The sequence below is a fragment of the uncultured Murdochiella sp. genome, assembly GCF_902488755.1.
Classification (GTDB): domain Bacteria; phylum Bacillota; class Clostridia; order Tissierellales; family Peptoniphilaceae; genus Murdochiella.
Window position 1 is genome coordinate 18,778 of sequence record NZ_CABTXF010000006.1, and the last position, 15,769, is coordinate 34,546.

14 protein-coding genes are annotated in these 15,769 nt (G+C 47.9%); 12 read left to right on the top strand and 2 right to left on the bottom strand.

The features are described from left to right. Window positions 1-104: 104 nt before the first annotated feature. Window positions 105-1,262: a polysaccharide deacetylase family protein gene (locus tag RDL68_RS01345; RefSeq protein WP_308539871.1), complete on the bottom strand. Its 1,158-nt coding sequence runs from the start codon at window positions 1,260-1,262 to the stop codon at window positions 105-107. Between the two features lie 205 nt (window positions 1,263-1,467). Between RDL68_RS01345 and RDL68_RS01350 the strand changes: the two genes are divergently transcribed. Genes RDL68_RS01350 through RDL68_RS01365 form a run of 4 tightly spaced genes read left to right on the top strand, consistent with a single transcriptional unit; the run spans window position 1,468 to window position 7,130 of the window. Then, a complete protein-coding gene (locus RDL68_RS01350) occupies window positions 1,468-4,260 on the top strand; it encodes an ATP-dependent DNA helicase (protein ID WP_308539872.1) in 2,793 nt (930 codons plus the stop codon). Next, a complete protein-coding gene (locus RDL68_RS01355; RefSeq protein WP_308539873.1) occupies window positions 4,253-5,401 on the top strand; it encodes an ABC transporter ATP-binding protein in 1,149 nt (382 codons plus the stop codon). The genes RDL68_RS01350 and RDL68_RS01355 overlap by 8 nt, the downstream gene beginning before the upstream one ends. A gap of 9 nt (window positions 5,402-5,410) precedes the next feature. Then, window positions 5,411-6,265 carry a hypothetical protein gene (locus RDL68_RS01360; protein ID WP_308539874.1) on the top strand — a complete coding sequence of 285 codons (855 nt, stop codon included), beginning with the start codon at window positions 5,411-5,413 and terminating at the stop codon, window positions 6,263-6,265. Window position 6,266: 1 nt separating this feature from the next. Further along, window positions 6,267-7,130, top strand: coding sequence for a hypothetical protein (locus RDL68_RS01365; protein ID WP_308539875.1), 864 nt, complete (start codon window positions 6,267-6,269; stop codon window positions 7,128-7,130). 90 nt (window positions 7,131-7,220) lie between these two features. Here the strand turns inward: RDL68_RS01365 and RDL68_RS01370 are convergent, their stop codons facing one another. Then, window positions 7,221-7,979 (bottom strand): exodeoxyribonuclease III, encoded by a 759-nt coding sequence (locus RDL68_RS01370; RefSeq protein WP_308539902.1) that lies wholly within the window; start codon window positions 7,977-7,979, stop codon window positions 7,221-7,223. A gap of 136 nt (window positions 7,980-8,115) precedes the next feature. Between RDL68_RS01370 and RDL68_RS01375 the strand changes: the two genes are divergently transcribed. The 8 genes from RDL68_RS01375 to RDL68_RS01410 all read left to right on the top strand — a co-directional run bounded on the left by RDL68_RS01375 (window position 8,116) and on the right by RDL68_RS01410 (window position 15,729). After that, on the top strand, window positions 8,116-10,995 hold the full coding sequence (locus RDL68_RS01375) for an insulinase family protein (protein ID WP_308539876.1): 2,880 nt from the start codon (window positions 8,116-8,118) through the stop codon (window positions 10,993-10,995). Between the two features lie 307 nt (window positions 10,996-11,302). Beyond that, window positions 11,303-11,587 carry a 30S ribosomal protein S6 gene (gene rpsF, locus RDL68_RS01380; protein WP_308539877.1) on the top strand — a complete coding sequence of 95 codons (285 nt, stop codon included), beginning with the start codon at window positions 11,303-11,305 and terminating at the stop codon, window positions 11,585-11,587. Between the two features lie 20 nt (window positions 11,588-11,607). Continuing rightward, complete coding sequence (locus RDL68_RS01385) at window positions 11,608-12,099, top strand: single-stranded DNA-binding protein (protein WP_308539878.1); 492 nt, start codon at window positions 11,608-11,610, stop codon at window positions 12,097-12,099. A 23-nt stretch (window positions 12,100-12,122) separates the two neighbouring features. Continuing rightward, window positions 12,123-12,350 carry a 30S ribosomal protein S18 gene (gene rpsR / locus RDL68_RS01390; RefSeq protein ID WP_066924832.1) on the top strand — a complete coding sequence of 76 codons (228 nt, stop codon included), beginning with the start codon at window positions 12,123-12,125 and terminating at the stop codon, window positions 12,348-12,350. A gap of 140 nt (window positions 12,351-12,490) precedes the next feature. Beyond that, on the top strand, window positions 12,491-12,619 hold the full coding sequence (locus RDL68_RS01395; RefSeq protein WP_308539879.1) for a hypothetical protein: 129 nt from the start codon (window positions 12,491-12,493) through the stop codon (window positions 12,617-12,619). Between the two features lie 64 nt (window positions 12,620-12,683). After that, window positions 12,684-13,235, top strand: coding sequence for a radical SAM protein (locus RDL68_RS01400; RefSeq protein WP_308539880.1), 552 nt, complete (start codon window positions 12,684-12,686; stop codon window positions 13,233-13,235). 13 nt (window positions 13,236-13,248) lie between these two features. Continuing rightward, a complete protein-coding gene (locus RDL68_RS01405; protein WP_308539881.1) occupies window positions 13,249-13,986 on the top strand; it encodes an SPASM domain-containing protein in 738 nt (245 codons plus the stop codon). Further along, entirely contained in the window at window positions 13,987-15,729 is a 1,743-nt protein-coding gene (locus tag RDL68_RS01410) for an ABC transporter ATP-binding protein (protein ID WP_308539882.1), read from the top strand. The last annotated feature ends 40 nt before the right edge of the window (window positions 15,730-15,769 follow it).

Genomic DNA, 15,769 nt, shown 5'->3' on the forward strand with positions numbered 1-15,769 from the left:
AGGTGCCGAAACGACACCATCTTGATTTTTAGAGTGGGTGCCAAGAAACACTATTACGTTATTCGATTTGTTTTATTCTTCTTTATTTATGTTACTGTCGAACCTTATTCCAGAATACCAAACGAGAAACCTTGTTCCTGCAACGCTTTTACGATGGCAGGGACGGATTCGCGCGTCAGGGTTTTGGCAGCGGTATCGTGCATCAATATGGTGATGACCGAAGGTTTTCCGTAGGCTTCCCAGGTTTGCAGAACACGATCCACCTGCCCTTGCGTCGATTCCGGCGAAGTGGAGCCTTCTGCATCGCCATTCAGGCAGTTCCAGTCAATCCACTGCACGCCCTCTTTCTTCAACTGGGCGTCCGCGTCATCCAATCCATTCCAGGACATATGTCCGCCCGGATAACGCCAAGGCTTGGGATCGACTTCCTTGCCGAGCAGCTCTTGCAGCGCTTCTTTTGCGCGATGATACTGGTCAAGAATTTCAGTCGCACTGCCGGTTCCACCGGGATAGAGCTTATCATAGTCATGGTCGAAAGAATGCAGTGCGAAGGCATGACCTTCCGCCAGCGTGCGCTCCAATAGCGGTTTATTTTCAGCGGTGAAAGACTGTCCGACCATGAAGAATGTAGCCGGAACGCCAAGTTCTTTAAGCGTATCCAATAGAAGTGGCGTAGATTGCGGATCTACTCCGTCATCAAATGTAAGGAAAGCCAACTTTTCCGCAAAGATGGTTTTGCCGTTATACATGGCATCATTTACGTCTTCGGTTTTATACGCATAAACGCCGGCAGCGGCATTATGATTTTTGCCGGTTCCTCCGGCATTTTGTTTGACGGTAGTGGTATTCGCATTGGGCTGCGCCGTCCCGGATAAAATACCCGTCGCTTCGGACGAAGAGGACGAAGATGCGGAAAGACTGCTTTGGCTTTCGGACAGAGCAGAGACGGACGACAAAGCGTTTTCTTCTGTAGAAGAGGAAAGCGATGGAGCGGCAGAGGACGCACCTTCCGGTGAGGTGAATTGTTTCTTCAGCGATAATAGCAACCAAAAAGCGGCGACACACAGCACCAGAACCGCTATCGCCAAAAGGATTAAGCGACGTTCTTTGCGTTTGCGGCGACGTCTCAGGCGCTCGCGCGAATCTGGAGCAGGGCGGTGTCGGTTGGGCTGTCCGATATGCGGATGACGCTCGGACGGATTTTTCTCGTTATCCGTCGCAGGGGCATTCGGTATTTGTCTATCGTTATTGTCCTCTAACATGATGTCCTCCTTAGTTCCATGGCATCATAGCATAGAACGCTTGACGAGAACAAGGGGCGCATCGCACGACCGGAAAGGCGCTTTCGCAGCACCTGTTTATAGCGAGTTCTGAAAGAAGGAAAAACCGCAAAAAGGATAAAAAGATGTGGATAAGAGCCGAAAACACGCAGACCTTTGCTAAAATAGGAGAAGAAAGGCGGAAACCATGGATAGAGCCAACGAACAACAGAAAAAAGCCATTCGTACGACGGAAGGGCATGTGTTGCTTCTTGCCGGTCCCGGTACCGGAAAGACCAGAACGCTCGTTCAGCGCACAGCGTATCTTCTTCGGGAAAAAGAAGTGGACCCGGCTGAGATTACGGTAACGACCTTTACGCGAAAAGCAACGCAGGAAGTGATTGTTCGTTTGTCACGCACCTTGGCGGATTCGGGTCATGCGCAGGATGCCGGCAAAGTACACATTGGCAATTTTCATCATATTGCAGGTGCTATCGTGGAAAAAGCAGCGGATCGAGCGGGATTTGGACCGGGCATGAAGATGCTTAACGATATGGCGAAAAAAACGCTGGTGGCATCTCATTTGTCCTCGTTCAGCACGATCGCGCATATCGAGACGCTCGGCATTCCGCTTTCGGCACAGACCCCATGGGCAATCGATGCCTGGTGCCGTCTGTTTGACCAGCTGCGTGAAGGCTTTGTCGATTTTCGCCCGCAGGATGAAGCAACAACAGCTGCAAAAGAGGCGCTGCGTTGCTATCGTCGGTTGTTGATGCAGCATAATGTTTTGGATTTCAGTGAGATGCTCTTCAGTGCGTATTTGCTGCTTAAACATGATTCGGAGGTATTGGCTGCGGAGCAGAAAAAATGCCGTTATCTTATGGTGGATGAGTATCAAGATACCAATCCCATTCAGGAAGAGATTCTTCGGTTATTGCAGAAAAAAAGCGGCAATTTGTGCGTGGTGGGGGACGACGATCAGAGTTTGTATCGGTTTCGGGGAGCGAGTGTGCATAACCTGCTTTCCTTTGCTGACCGTTACGAGGATGCGGTCGTCATTCGTCTAAACGAAAACTATCGCAGCGATGGGCGTATTTTGGATACGGCAGAAAATGCGTTTCGTCGCGATGTGCAAAAAATGAATTCTGCCGCGCCGTCTGTCCCGCTGCGCGAAGAGAAGACCTTGTATCCGGCGGATCGCACGCACCGTCATGATGCCGCGGTGCAGCAACTCTTTTGCTCGGATGAGTACATTTGGGCAGAGCGAGTGGCGGATTCCCTTCTTACCTTGCACGCAGAGGGACAGTCTTATGAAGATATGGCGATTCTCTCGTTCTCTGTGCGTTCTGCAGCGATGATGACCCTTGCCAAAACGCTGCAAAGACGGGGAATACCGCTTAATATGCCGCGCGGAGGAACCTTGATGGCAGATCGAGAGGTTCGTCGTTTCGTGGGTGGGCTTACGTTAGCGTTTCGCCCTTATTTGAGGCAAGCGCTGGAAAAGCAGCTTCTTCCTCGATCCATACTGGATCCCTTTGTGGAGTATGCCCGGTTCATTCCCAAGCGCGATTTCGCCGAGCAGAAAGACTTTTCGCGCACGTTTCACGACCGTATCGAAAAAGGAGAAACGATTGAATTTATCGATCTTTGCTACGGTATTTTAGGCATTTCGCCGCTGAAAAAGATGGTTCAACGCTCCCTTCGCGGCGAAGCGAGCGCAGAAGCGCATTTTGGCGCGGTGCGCAACGCTTTTACCGATCTTTTGGAAATGATGGCGGTGGATCCGCAGGCGGAGCATCATCTGATGAAGGATAATGTAGTTGAGCAAAGCGCCATCCTTTTCGGCAAGTTGCTTCCCCTTTTGAATCAAACCAAGCAGTCGGCTTTGCGTGAAGAACAGGAAACGGAGTCACCCGGTTCGCTTTCTCTATTCACGATTCATCAGACGAAAGGACTGGAGTATTCCACCGTATTTCTGGTGGAATCCGCACCGCGTCCTGTGTTCTCTTCACGAAACGGGATTTCCCGTCTCACGCGCTCTCCGGCACTGGGAGAACCACTTGCTGCAGGAATTGCGGAGCAGATGGATCACGCACGGTTGATGTATACGGCGCGCACACGCGCAAAAGCGCTGTTGATCGAAACCGGCGTGCGTTATGGAAGAGACGATCCGGCATTAAGCGCAAAAACCGTGCAATCGTGCGTGTTTTTTCCTGCTGATCCGGTTCCGCCGAGTCATCGGTATGCCTTTACCAGTGATATTGCGTGCTATCGTCGCTGCCCCAGACAATATTATTTTCTGCGAAAAATGGGTTTGCCGACAAAACCGAGTCGTGCAGCAGACCGAGGGACGTTCGTGCATGAATGTTTAGCGCGTTATTATCGGTTTATGCTGGCGTATGGAAAAAAGCCGACGGATGAAGAGGTGTTGTCCATGGTACAATTAGTCCGTGATGGCATGGTTCGTGCCGGATCCGCTTTAACGGAAGAGGATGGGAAACACGCAAAGGAACAGGTTTTGGCACTGCATCGCGCCGAACCGTTTTTGCCAAAGCAGATTACAGGAAGCGAACAGGAAGTGCATACTGTCCTTGACCATCATTTGCTGGAAGGGAAAATCGACCTGCTGTTAGAGCAAGGGAAGTGTATCGTCGATTTTAAGACCGCTCGTCCGGCGCAGGAACAAGAAGAAGTGTACCGCGACCAGCTGCGCTTTTACCGCTGTCTGCTTTCCTCGGCATGGAGGGAAGAAACACAGAACGAGGACACGAGCGAAACGGAAAGACAGATGCTCTATTATACGGCGAAGGAAGAGGCGGAGCATCCCCAGGAAACATTTTCTTTCCCCGTTCGGGAACGCGAAGCATTTTTACAGGGGATTCAGGAAACGGTCACGGCTATTGAGCAAGGGGCGTTTTCCACGTTAACCGAGAATATAACGCATTGTCAAACTTGTCCGATGCGTATTTGTTGTCCACGAGAGGAGGATTCGCATGAGTGAGAAGAAACACGTGAAGACTATAGCGGAAATGCTGGAGGGCGTGCAGACGACGGACACTGCTAATGTGCCGTCCACCGGAGATGCGTTGAGAGAGGATACTGCGCCGATACCGGCTCCTTTCGAGATGCAGAAGGAAGTGTCGGTCACTTTACCGGCCGATGTTTCCGCAACACGTTCCGAGGAAGAATTGTCCCAAGAAGCCTCGGCATCGTCAAACGATGAACGGGAAAGAGAAGAGGGGTTTCGCACGCGACCATGGATTATGCCGGATCCACCGGAACCGGAGGAGGAAGCTGCGCATATTGAGGAACAGAAAACCGATCGCATTACCGTGCCGGATTCCGTTACGGATTTGGACGATGCAGAGGAAGCGGTAGAGGATGATTTTCCTCCCGTCACCGAAGTTTGCGATGCGGAGACTTCCGACAATGAACCGGAAACCGGCGATCGCCCTGTCGCGCTTGTTTCTCATTTATCCAAAAAAATAGCCGGCAAGGCGGTGTTGGAGGATGTCAATCTCGCCCTGTTTAACGGGCATGTCCTCGGCTTGTTGGGTCCGAACGGGTCGGGAAAAACGACGCTATTGCGCATCTTGGCGGGTCTTGCGCACCCCAGCTCCGGAAGGGTGGAAATTGACGGCATTGTACCGGGAACAGAGACCAAAGCGATGGTGTCCTATCTTCCGGATACGCTTTTTTTAGGGCAGGAGATGACCGTAGAAAGTGCTCGGCGCTATTTTCAGACGTTCTTCATGGATTTTGACCGAGACCGCTTTGAGGAGTTGGCAGCACGCTTTCATTTGCCGGAGCGTACCAAGGTAAGCAAAATGTCTAAAGGGTATCGTGACCGCCTTGCCGTGGCACTGGTGATGAGCCGCCGTGCGCGTCTTTATCTTTTAGATGAACCTCTTGGCGGTGTAGATCCGGTGGTTCGCGATGAGATTCTTGACCTTTTGGTGGAAGCACTTGGCGATGAAGCGACGATGCTGATTACTACGCATCAGGTGCGCGATTTAGAGCGCATATTTGATGAAGTATGTTTCTTACAGGAAGGGAAAATTGCCCGTTACGGCGTTGCCGAAGAAATTCGCAACGAAGAAGGCACAGATTTGGATCACGTCTATCGCACGATTTTCGGTTAGGAGGAGAAAATGAAGTATTATTACTCTCTTTTACGCCGTCGTACTCGGTCTGCCCGTTGGGGGATGATTCTTGCCGCCATAGCCGTTATTCTTATCGGAACGGTTCTTCTTCCGCTGACGCAGCCAAGCCGGGCGCAGGAGTTGCTCGATGGGACGGAAGGCATTTTGGTCGCTGCTGCGCAATTTGTCCTTGTTGTCGCATTTTGCTTAGAACTCTTTCGTTCTTTGCCTTTCGCATGGGACGACCGTTTCGGTCACTTGCTTCCGGAACCGGAACGTCAGCCACTGCTTGCCGTGTTACTCAGCGTACTGTTCAGTGCGCTTCTTTATACCTTGAGCGCGGTTTTCTGCGCCATGCTGGCGGAGATGTTACGCATAGGCAATGCGACACAAATCGTTCACAGACTGACCGAAAATCTTCCTTTGTATCTTTTGGTTTTCCTTCCTGCGGCGCTTGTGCAATTGTTTTTTACCATCACGTTGGTGATGTGTCTTCAGCTGCTTTTTCATCGTTTGGGACAGAAGCATACGTTGGGCGGACGCATTCCGCATTCGGCAGGACGGCTTCTTACCTTTTTGCTGATTCTCGGACTTTGGCTGCTATGCTTTGAAGTTGCAATGAAAGTCATTTCTCGCTGGCCGCTTATGTTGGATGTGGCAAGCGGTACCGTTCGTTCTTCGGCAATGGTTGCTGAAGCTTATAGCTTTGGCGGCGGCGACTTGTTCTTATGGTCGGTTTCTTTGACAGAAAATGCGCAAACGGCGCTTTCTGTTCCGGTGTTGGCAGGATTGATTGTACTGAGTGCATTACAGTGGGTTTTTGCCGTGATTCTGGCAGAAGACCGTCTGGACTGGGAGGTGTGAAATGGGGAAGCGATTTCGTTTTGAGTTTATGCGCAGCATACCCTTTTTCGTCACGCTGGTTTTAGGGGGGACGGCGTATTGGCTTGTGTTGCGTCAAATGCTTATGCATCCGGAAACACTTTTTACCGTGACGTTTCTATTACCGCTTTTCATCGGATTATCCTTTGTTGTAGCCTCGGTAGTTTACGTTATTGTCAACGTGAATCGTGAACTTTCCAACCCTTCCGGGCTATTGACTTTTCTGACCCCACTTGCCCCGTGGAAACTGATGGTTGCCAAATGGCTGAATTTCATGGTTTCTTTTGGACTGTCGTTTCTAATTATGCGTTTTCTGGTCGTTCTGTTTCCTTTGGAAGCGGTAGGCGTTCCGATAGGTGTGGAAAGCATGGCGTCGTTAGCCGAAGCACATCATCCGATAAATGTGCCCTTCCTGTTTCTGATGAATATGAGCGCATTAAGCTGTCTCGTTTTTGTCTTGCGCTGGACGCTGGTGCTTGCCCTTGTGTTTTGGGCGTTGGGATGGACGCAGGTGCTTGCTTCGCGATCGGTTCTTCGCCATGGAAAATTCGCACTGCGTGCGCTTTCCTTCCTTGGCACGCTTTTTGTTGTGGATGAAGTCGGTGCGTATCTGACAACATTCTTGCCATGGTACATTGATGTGGATCGTTTTCAGTTGCTAAAGCGAAGCGTGCCCATGCCGTTTCACTTTACGCTGGAGTCCAGCACCATGTTGAACGCGCGAACAGCGATAGCAGGGCAGATGTATCGAACCGGCGTTCCGGTGATACTTTTGGTCTTCTTGCTGCTGGTGATTCTTTTCTTCTTTTGGCGCGCGCAGGCGTATTGGAAAAAGATAGATCGATAAAAAAGGTAAATGCGGACATCGGCGAGAAGAAACTCGTCCGTGTCCGCATTTTTGATGATACGTAGTACAGAAGAAAACGATCGGTTGCAATTATTCAACACCCAGAACCAATTCCACGGGGCAATGATCGGAGCCCATGACATCCGCATGAATGGCGGCAGAAACCAATTGCTTTTCAAGCACCTGCGATACAAGGAAGTAGTCGATGCGCCAGCCGATGTTGCGTTCGCGCGACCGCGCAAAATTGGACCACCAAGTATAGGCTTCGGCTTGATCAGGATAAAAATAGCGGAAGGTGTCGATGAAGCCGTGATGCAGCAGCTGGTTGAATTTCGCCCGTTCTTCGTCGGTAAAGCCGGCGCTTTTGTGGTTTGTCGAAGGGTTTGCCAGGTCAATATCCTGGTGCGCCACGTTCATATCTCCACAGACCACGACGGGAAGTGTTTTTTCTAATTTTTGCAAATAGGCGAGGAAGGCATCTTCCCAGACTTGGCGGTAATCCAGCCGTTCCAGCCCACGCTTGGAATTGGGCGTGTATACCGTAACCAAATAAAACGAAGGAAATTCCATCGTAATGACCCGCCCCTCGTCGTCATGTTCGGCTATACCAATGCCGTAATGCACGCTGAGGGGCGTTTTTTTCGTGAAGATGGCTGTTCCGGAGTACCCTTTGCGCTGCGCATAATTATAATATTGCTCGTAGTTGGGAAGGTCTATTGTCAGTTGCCCTTCCGACAATTTGATTTCCTGCATACAGAGCACATCGGGATGCAGTTCTTCCACTTTATCCAAAAAGCCTTTACGCATTTGTGCGCGCAGACCATTAACGTTCCAAGATATGAGTTTCAGCATGGGATTTCCTTTCTGTTTCGCTTGTCCTTCATGATACCCCATTTCCGCTCCATGCGCATTGCCGTGAATCGGCATCGGTTATAATGGAAAGGTAACGAGAACAAGAACCATTTGACCCGCATTGGAGGACCGCATGAACGACTTTCGCTTGCTGCGCAAAGAGACCATTGTCGAAGAACAAACCCTCTATCAACACTATGCGCACGAAAAAACCGGCGCCGAGGTATTTTGGTTGAAAAATGACGATGCAAACAAGATGTTTGCGATTGCCTTTCCGACCCTCCCCATCGGCTCGACGGGCAATATGCACATTATGGAACATGCCGTACTCAACGGTTCACGAAAATTCTGTACGAAAGAACCCTTTTGGGATCTCTTAAAATCTAGCTTACAGACGTTTCTGAATGCCATGACTTTTCCGGATCGCACGGTGTATCCGGTGGCGAGCCGCAATGATACGGACTTTCTGCACTTAACGGAAATGTATCTTGATGCCGTGTTCTATCCGAAAGCGGTAGAAGATCCGCTCATTTTTGAACAAGAGGGCTGGCATAAAGAGCTATTCTCGCCGGAAGATGCCATTACGTATAAAGGGGTCGTATATAACGAAATGCGTGGCGATATGTCTGCGCCCGAACAACAGATTGTTCAGCAGATACAACAGACCCTGTTGCCGGATACTCCTTATGCTAAAAATGCGGGCGGTGATCCCTATGTAATTCCTACGCTGTCCTTTGAGGCGTTTCGTGCCTACCATCAGGAATACTATCATCCGTCCAATGCGAAAGTATTTCTGTATGGCGATATTCCCGAAGAAGACGTTTTTTCTTTGCTTTCCACTTATTTTTCCGCCTATACACGGCGTGTCATGGATACGCTACCGGCGAAGCAGACACCATTTTCCGCGCCCAAAGAAGCGGAATTTACATTTTCTGTCGCAGAAGGGGAAGAGACGGAGAACAAAGCGTTTCTTGCGCTCAGCTGGCTGGTAGATGAAGCCCGAACAGACAGCGCGCGCTATCTCAATCAGATGCTCAGCGCCGTACTTATTGATGCGGAGTCCTCTCTGCTTCGCCGTCGTCTATTTGCGGAGATAAAGCCTGCTGATCTGCTTGCTTCGGAGATGAGCTATCACGATGTCAGTTTTCTACTGCTGGCAAAACACGTGGATCCGTCCAAAAAAGAACGTTTTGAACAGATAGTGCTGGAGACGCTTGCGCAGATGGCGGAGGAAGGGATTGATCCCTCTCTCTGGGAAGGTGTTCTGCATCGCATGGAATTTGATTTGCGCGAGAAGGACGGTCGGGCGACCAAAGCGGTTACGTTCTTATTTACGTTGCTTAACGAAGGCATTTATGGCTTGAATCCGGCACCTGTCCTGCATTACGAAGAGCAGCTTCGCGAATTGCGTAAACTTTTACAAAACGGGGCGCTTGAGCGATATATCCAAGAGAGACTGGTGAAGAATCCGCATCGCGTGTTGACCGTGCATCGTCCGGAACCGGGGAAAAATGCCCGTAGAGATGCCGAAGTGGCGAGGAAGCTGGCGGAAGAAAAGGAAAAGATGACCGAGGAGGAGATACAGGCCCTCATTGCGGAAAACGAACGCCTGCGTGATCGTCAGAATCAGCCGGACAGCGAAGAGGCCAAGGCGACCATTCCGGTACTTACGCGGGACGCCTTGCCGAAAACGTTGGAAAAAATACCTCGACGCATAACGAAAAGTGGTGAAGACACGCTGCTGTTTCACGATTTGCCCACGGCAGGAATACACTATCTTCTTGTGGCGTTTCCTCTTTCCCATTTTTTGCCGGAAGAGCTTCCTTATGTGGTGTTGGCGGCGGAATTGTTGGGCAAGCTGGATACGGAAAACTATTCCTACCGCGAGTATGATAAAGCGGAACACCGTTTAACTGGAGGCATTACCGTCACGCCCACCATTTTAATGAAAGAGGACAGCGAGGAATTGTCGCGCACGTTGCTTGTGGAAATGGCAGTGATGGGAGAGGAAAACGCGGATCAAGCATTTTCGCTTCTCAAAGAACAATTGCTTAGAACGCTGTGGACGGACAAGGCGCGAATGCAGGAACTCATTCGTATCAACTACACCTCTCTTGCACAACGCATCGTTTATGTCGGCAATGCGTTCGCAGCGGAACGCGCGCTTGCGAAATGCAATGCAGCGGCATTTTATCGACAATCCATTTCCGGACTGACCTATTTTCGCTTTTTGGAACGAATGAATCAGCACTTTTCCGAAGAAGACAGAAGAAAGGTGGAAGAGGTTGCCCATCGTCTCTTCTCCGCTTCGGGAAGAATCATCAATGTGACCGGACAGGGGAAGGCGGGAGAAGATTTTCTCCACCGTGCGCAGTGCGCCATTTCCGCTATTCCTGTCAAGAAGACAAAAGATAAGGAATGGCCGTTTGTTCCCGGAAAAGCGGCAGAGGCGTATTCGGCGACTTCGGATGTACAATATAACGCTGTTGCGGCGCCGTTTATTCAGCCAGACAAGCTAAACGGAAGCCTATTTGTCTTGATGAATATTTTGAACAATTCGCTGCTCTATAACGAAATTCGCGCAAAGGGCGGCGCATACGGGCAGTCTGCGCTGTTTACTACCGCCGGAGAGGTGGTGATGTCTTCTTTCCGCGATCCGCAATTGACGGCGACCTATCGCGTGTTTGAAGAGATGGGAAAGGCTGTCTCGGATTTAGCATTGTCGCCGGAAGATATGGATCGCTTTGTAGTCGGTACGGTAGGACAGATGGATCGACCGCTTACCGAAGAACAAAAAGGTCGGCATGATTTGCTTGATTATCTGCGCGGTCATGATGCTCGTCGTGAAGATCGTTTCTTGCAGGAAGCACTGCACACGCGCCTTGCGGATCTTCGTGCTTGGGGAGAGCTTCTTTCGCGTGCCATGCAAGAGGCGTCGAAAGTAACGATTGGCAATCCCGAAGTCCTGCGCGAGAATGAGGCGCAATTTGAACAGGTAGAGCGTTTATCTTAGGAGAAGAGTCAACGAGGCACTCAACGTGTATCCCGATAGTTCCCCTTTGTCGCTTTGCGTTTCAACTCGACCGAAACGCTTCTTTTCCGCATTATGCGCGGTATAATATAGGCGGTGAAGACACCACAGGGCAAGTAAGCGCCGGAATAGAAACCAACGGTAAAAAGGTAGCGATACGGTTGGAAGAGTTGCGCTTTCAGCGAATTTTGGTATAATAAGCGGGTGACGCAGGCGTGGCTGGTCCGCGCTCGGTTGCAATCTCTGCTCCATTAGAAAGTGGGGCGAAATCCAGAGGGAGGTGAAACGCATGAATCAGTACGAAATGGTCCTCATCCTGAAGGCCGGTTTGGAAGAAGAAGAACGCAATCAAGTTCTTGATCGTCTCAAAGACGCAATCAACCAAAACGGCACTGTTGGAGAAATCGACGACTGGGGAACCAGAAAGCTGGCGTACGAAATTCACTACAACAAAGACGGTTATTATTATGTTCTCAACTATGAGGCAGATCCGTCGGTCGTTGCGGAAGTGGAACGTCGCGCACGCATTTTGGATCAAGTCCTTCGCTACCTTACTGTAAAGAAAGAGGCTTAGTTCTTTTTAGGAGGTAACCGATGAATCAAGTGACGATTATGGGGCGCTTAACCCGTGACCCCGAGTTGACGTACAACAATGCGACAGGCAATGCCATGGTTCGCTTTTCAGTGGCTGTGGACAAGAAACTGTCGCGTGAAAAAAGACAAGAGATGGAATCGCGCAATCAGCCCACCGCAGATTTTATTAATTGCGTGTGCTGGGGCAAATTGGCAGAAACAGTCAACAATTTCAGCGGCAAAGGTAAACGTGTCATCGTGGAAGGACGTCTTCAGACCGGTTCTTACGAAGCACAGGACGGTTCACGCCGTTATACCACAGATGTGGTAGCCAATGCGGTTGAATTCATTGACTGGAAAGATCGTGACGGTTTCGGCGGCGGGGATTCTTCCCGTGCTTCCGGCGTCAACAATTTCCCAAAGAACAATCAGGCGACGGATACGGCGAACGGTGACGATGATTTTTTTGACGCTAATTTCAGTCCCGTCGATGATGAGCGTATTCCCTTCTAAAGGACGGAATCAGGGAGGACGACATGGCTCAACGCAAGTTCAGACCCCACAAAAAGGTCTGCATTTTCTGCAAAGACAAAGAACGTGTGCTCGACTATAAAGATGTCGATGCGGTAAAAGAATTTATTAGCGAAGCGGGAAAAATTCTTCCCCGTCGCATTACCGGTACCTGCGCTAAACATCAGCGCGACGTGACCACCGCTGTAAAGCGCGCCCGTCACATTGCCCTTATCCCCTACGAGGATAAGTAAGAGCGACAACCGGAAGGAAAAAGCCCTCTCCCCACAAAGCGGAGGGGGCTTTTTGTTTTGATATACTTTTTTCTTGATATATATGATGTTTGGGAATATACTGACTGCAAAAGAACTTAGAAGTAAGGAGGAGAAAGATTATGAGTGAATTGTTTGAAGAATTTGATGTAAGTGCGCTTGATTTGGAAAAGTCGATTTTTGAAACGGTTCAGGAGATTGAGATTCCTCGAGGCTGTGGCGCGTTACTTTTTTGTGGAGGAGCTTGTTAAAAAACAACGTGCATTGGACGCTCCTTCGGAGGCGTCTAATGCACCCCAAGCGGGGGTATGATTAATGGTTAATAGAGAAGATTTTATGCTCTTCTACAACGAAAGTATTTGTGTTTTGTATATTGTTCCATCGAACAAATTATTAACGATGAATGCGAACAAAGCTCCTCTTTTTGAGATGCAATTGAATAATTATTTTGCGAAGAACAGCTCTGCTGGGGACGCAGAGAGGATAGAAGAATTTCTCAATAGGTCATTGGATGAAGAACCATCCAATGATGACAAAGACCTTTTCCATTATCGTCATTTAAGAAAACTTGAAATTTTGCTTACTAATCATTGTAATTTAAGTTGTAGGTATTGTTATGCTGATAGAGGAAGCTATCATCGAGAATCGTTTGTTTATGATTCAGAGCAATTGCGAAATGATTTGCAGAATTTCTTTCCTGTGTACTACGACCAAGTTGATACTGTCTTCTTTTTTGGAGGAGAACCCTTAATTAATATTAAAGGAATAGAAACAGTTTGCGATTTTTTTGCTTCTCTTCATAGTAGGGGGGGAGATTGCTCGAGTTCCAGTTTACACTATAGTGACAAATGGTACTTTAATCTCTGAAGAGATTGCTACTTTGCTTAAAAAATATGAAGTAAATATAACGATTAGTTTGGATATACCAAAAGTGGTTCATGATAGTAATAGAGTTTATTGTAGTGGTCAAGGCACTTATGAAGATGTTATTGCTGGAATTAAACGGCTGCAATGTGTTGGCACTAATTTTAGAACGATAGAAGTAACTTATAATAAAGAGCATATAAGAATTGGTTTTAATAGGCATAAAATCACAGAAATGATTCATACTCTATTTCCTGATGTGAATACCATAATCGCTGATTGTTGTGGCGATAATGATGTTGCGCTTAATAATCAGGATAGAGACATCTCCTGTATTTCTCAAAAAGATTATACGCGTATTTTTAAGGCGTTATCAGCAAAAAGACGAAATAACTATTCGTGCGATGTATGCGAAAGATCCTTTATGTTAACGCCAAACGCAACAATTTATCCTTGTCACATGTTTTATAAAGATAAAGCATTCTCGTTTTCTGATAAGCAAGGTTATGAAGAACTTAGAAAGAAAATTCAATCTGTCAATAGGATTGCACACCCTGTGTGTAAAAGATGCTGGGCAAAATATCTATGTAACGCATGTCCTGCGTCACTATTATTAGACCGTCAAGGTAGCGAGGCGGAGATGAAGAAAAATTGCCCCATCATACGAGAGAAAATCAAGAACATATTATTGATGATCGCAGAAGATAGTTCAAAGAACCAGTTGCTTAATTATGAACGCTTAGTGGAGGATTAAATGAAGACTGTAGTTTATCGCTATATCCGAAAAGAATTGCCGGCACTTTTCCTGTCTGCTCTTTTTGCGATTTTGACAGCCATTGGCTATATTCTCCTGGGGCAACAAACGTCGAAAATCATTGATTCGGCAGTAGGAACACAGCTTTCTGTACTGGTAAAGCATACATTCTATACGGTCGCAGTCTGCATAGCTCTCCTTCTTGTGCACGTCGCAGAAAAATATTTCCGTCAAAAATTCGTGATGACGATTGGTAATCGCATTCGCAACGATGCTGTTAATGCATTATTTGAAGTGCCGTCGGTGGACAGACAAAAAGAAAGTGATGAGTATTATTTTAATGCGCTAACTAATGACGTTGACCTTTTTATGCAGAGATATCTTGATTCCCTTGTTTCGGTGACGCGCCATGGAATTAGTGCGATTGTGATTGGCGTAGTGCTTTTCACTTTTAATTTCCGGTTGCTTCTTCTTAGTCTCTTGTTTTCGTTTTTACCATCGATTATCGGAGAATTCTTTATTAAACCGACGGAGAAAATCAACCAAGAACGATCCGAGGCAGGGGAACGTTATTATTCTGCTTTGCATGAAGCTCTTAGTGGATTATCCATTCTCAAGCGTTCCGGAAGAAGGAAACAGTACTTTCGTTCTTTTGAATTGACTCTCCAAAATTGGGGTGAAAAGACCAATCGTATGGAAGTACTGAGGGTATTCGCTCAAAGAACGATGTGGACAGTAAATTCAATTGGTCAAATTCTGGTCATTATGGTTTGTTCGTATTTAATCATGGAAGGGCAGATTACAACAGGTGCCCTCTTGGCGGCAATCTATTATGTCACTTTCTTCGCAGAGAGCGTAACAAATGCCTATTTCAGTTTTATGGAAATTCGGGCGGCGGGACCTATTACAGAAAAAGTTTTGCTACCCATTATGCAGAGCGAAGCTCTTTCTATGACAAAGGAAGAAACGAACAAATCGAGATCGCATATCATAGAGGAAAAATCTTTCATTGCGGAATCAAAATGCCGATCCTCCTTTTCAGTCGATACGTCGCTATCGGTTGGCAAAATAGAATCGATGGCTGATAAGCAAGAGATATTTGGGGAAACTGCCATTCGCGTCGAGAATCTTCATTTTCATTTTGGGGATCGGGTACTATTTGATGGTCTTCAATTTTCCATCGATAAGAATGGATGTGCTGCGGTTGTTGGAACGAGTGGATCCGGAAAAACAACGCTCATCCATCTGCTCATGAAAGAAATGGAAGACTACACGGGAGAGATCTCCGTCGAAGGAAAGTCTCTTCAGGATTGGCGAGAAGAGTCGTTGTACCGTCAGGTTTATCTCATTCCACAAGAAGTGTTCCTCTTTTCAGCTAGCATTTTTGATAACGTGAGTATGTTTGACGAAAATAACGATGCGAATAGGGAAAGAGTACAATCCATATTGCATCAACTTGGTCTTGACGCGCTGATAAAAAAAGATAGACAAGACGGTGATGTTTTCAATGGTAATCTTTCCGGTGGTGAAAAGAAACGCATTGGAATTGCAAGAGCACTCTATCAAGATAGCCCGATCCTTCTTTTTGATGAGCCAACGGCAGAGTTAGATCCGCCGCAGGCAAAAATCATTCACGACATCATTTTTAGGATGAGCGATAAGACACGATTGGTCGTCACGCATAATTGGAATCCCGACTATCTCGCTCAATTTGATAAAGTCATTCATATTGGGAAAGATTAAGTTTTCCCACTCTACCTAAGCAGAAGAAATGCACCCTCCT